We start from the raw sequence: 2,402 nt of genomic DNA, 5'->3' as shown, positions 1-2,402 counted from the left end.
GTCGCCACGACGTGGATGCTGTCGCTGGCCGGGCAGGGGCTGCTGGTGCGGTATCGGCGGCTCGGCCTGCACCGCAGGCTCGGGCGGGTGGCGGTGTTCGCCGTGGCGCCGTTGTTCGTCGCGTCCGGCCTGCTCGTGGTGCAGGACATGGCCAGGGGCGGCAATCCGTTCCAGGCCGCATTCGGCGCGCGGCTCGCCTTCGTCGACCTGGTCGCAACGCTGGCGTTCGTCGCCTGCGTGGTCATGGCGATGCGCGACCGGCGGAGGGTGCAGCGTCATGCGCGCTGGATGGCCTGCACCGCGCTGCTCCTGCTGCCGCCCGCGCTGGGTCGGCTGGCACCGCTGCTGCCCTTCGTGGACTCGTTCGACCGCGCGTTCCACGCGGCGTTCGTCATGACCGAACTGGTGCTGCTCGCGCTGCTGCTGGACGATCGTCGCAGCGGGCAGAAGCTCGCGCCTTACCGGTTCCTGTTGGGCATGACCGTGGTGCAGCACCTCGGCTTCGCCTTCGTCGAGCGCCTGCCGGCGTGGCAGGCCTTCGTGCATGCGCTGGCGGGCACGGCGGCCTGACCGCCGCTCAGCCGTCGACGATCGGGGCCACCCATTCGGTGATGCAGGCCAGCACCGCTTCGGCATCGGCGCCGCGCGCGACGCAGTAACCCTTCATGCCGAGCGCGAGGACGAACTCGGGGCTCAGGCAGCCGAGATCCAGCTCGGCGTCGCCGAGTTCGGTCAGCCGCCCGTGGTATTCGGGCGGGAAGCTTCCTTGCAGATGGATCGGAAGCACGACGGTGGCGCCGTCCTCCCGATTGAAAACCTTGATCCGCATGGGCTGCACGAAGGTGTGTTGAGGCGGTGTGAAGCTATAGGTCCGGGGTCGCCGGCACAAGCGACCGTTGCCCAAACCCCGTCATGGACGCGTGCACGACGGCCGCTCGACCGTCCCCTGTTCAGCTTGCCGGGGCAGGCGGGCGCGCGAGGAGCGCCTGCAACCAGTGCGTGGTGTCGGCGCGCATGGCGTGCGTCATCTCGTGCCCTGCGTCGTACAGGCGGATCTCGGCGGCGATGCGGGCCTCGTCCAGGCGCCGGTGCGCCGCTTGCGCGCCATCGACCGGCAACGTCTCGTCCGCACGCCCGTGCACCACGAGCGCCTCGAGATGCGCGAGTCTCGGGTCCGGCGCGATGCGCTCGGCATATTCCGGCATCAGCCGGCCCGACAGCATCGCGAACGCGCCGACGCATTCCGGTTCCGTCAGCGCGACGGTCGCGGCCAGCACGCCGCCCTGGCTGAAGCCGCACAGGACGGTGCGCGAGGGCGGAACATCGAAGCGGTGCTGCAGCGCCCGCACGAAATCGACGAGGCGCGTGCGTGCCTCTTCGGCCTCGTCCTCGACCACCTGCGGCTCGTCGCCGCCGAGCCCCACCCGGAACCAGCCCAGGCGCTCGCCGCCGATCGTGCGGATGCCGCGGGGCAGGGCGACCACGGTTCCGTCCGGCATGGCGGCGCCGATGGATGCGAGCTGCGATTCGTCGCCACCGACGCCGTGCAGCAGCACGAGCAGCGACGTCGGCCGCGACGGCTCCGGCTGCAGCAGGCGGAAGGCAAAGGCGTAATCGGGGGATTCGACGAGGTCGCCGGGCTCGGGCATCGGGATCTCCTGCGGGCGACGCGAGTCTCGTCGTCCGGCGACGCCGGGCGGGTGAAGGCGTCGCGCCCCGCGTCCGGCTCGTCCAAACTTCCGCTAACGCCAGGAGCGCCCGCATGCAAACCGTCCACGTCGACCACCCGCTGGTGCAGCACAAGCTCGGCCTGATGCGCCGGGCCGACCTCGGCACGAAGGACTTCCGCGAGCTGGCCTCCGAAGTCGCCGCGCTGCTGGCCTACGAGGCGACGGCCGACCTGCCCACGGAGGAGGTCGAGGTGGAGGGCTGGGCCGGCCCGGTGCGCGTGCGCCGCATCGCGGGCCGCAAAGTCACCCTGGTGCCGATCCTGCGCGCGGGGCTGGGCATGCTGCCCGGCGTGCTCGCGCAGATCCCGGCGGCGAAGGTCGGCGTGGTCGGCCTGCAGCGCGACGAGTCGACGCTCGATGCCGTCGGCTACTACGAGAAGCTGGTGGGCGACCTGGGCGATCGCGTCGCGCTGGTGCTCGATCCGATGCTGGCCACGGGTGGCACGCTCGTCGCGACCATCGACCGCCTCAAGGCGGCCGGCGCCACCCGGATCCGCGCGCTGTGCCTTGTCGCCGCACCGGAAGGCCTGCGGGCGGTGGCGGCGCGGCATCCCGACGTGACCGTCTACACGGCGGCGATCGATGAGCGCCTCGACGCCGCCGCCGGGCTCGCCGTGCGCACCAGTGCGGGCGTGGCCGCGATCCAGCCGGTCGACCGCCGCCTGCAGGACC

4 protein-coding genes are annotated in these 2,402 nt (G+C 72.1%); 2 read left to right on the top strand and 2 right to left on the bottom strand.

From position 1 onward, the window contains the following. Positions 1-570: hypothetical protein (locus ACY35P_RS15435; protein ID WP_462116721.1), on the top strand; the 570-nt coding region annotated here is incomplete at its 5' end. 7 nt (positions 571-577) lie between these two features. Here the strand turns inward: ACY35P_RS15435 and ACY35P_RS15430 are convergent. Both ACY35P_RS15430 and ACY35P_RS15425 read right to left on the bottom strand, forming a co-directional pair. Continuing rightward, positions 578-829: a hypothetical protein gene (locus ACY35P_RS15430; protein ID WP_462116720.1), complete on the bottom strand. Its 252-nt coding sequence runs from the start codon at positions 827-829 to the stop codon at positions 578-580. A gap of 121 nt (positions 830-950) precedes the next feature. Next, positions 951-1,649, bottom strand: coding sequence for an alpha/beta hydrolase (locus ACY35P_RS15425; RefSeq protein WP_462116719.1), 699 nt, complete (start codon positions 1,647-1,649; stop codon positions 951-953). A 113-nt stretch (positions 1,650-1,762) separates the two neighbouring features. Between ACY35P_RS15425 and upp the strand changes: the two genes are divergently transcribed. Then, the coding region (gene upp, locus ACY35P_RS15420) for a uracil phosphoribosyltransferase (RefSeq protein WP_462116718.1) at positions 1,763-2,402 on the top strand (640 nt) is incomplete at its 3' end.

Source organism: Lysobacter xanthus (assembly GCF_047159895.1).
The sequence above is the reverse complement of the archived record's forward strand: the minus strand, read 5'-3'. Positions and strand labels throughout refer to the sequence as shown.

Coding starts and splice junctions, on each gene's coding strand:
- ACY35P_RS15430 (WP_462116720.1), bottom strand. CDS start 829: ATGCGGATCAAGGTTTTCAATCGGGAGGACGGCGCCACCGTCGTGCTT.
- ACY35P_RS15425 (WP_462116719.1), bottom strand. CDS start 1,649: ATGCCCGAGCCCGGCGACCTCGTCGAATCCCCCGATTACGCCTTTGCC.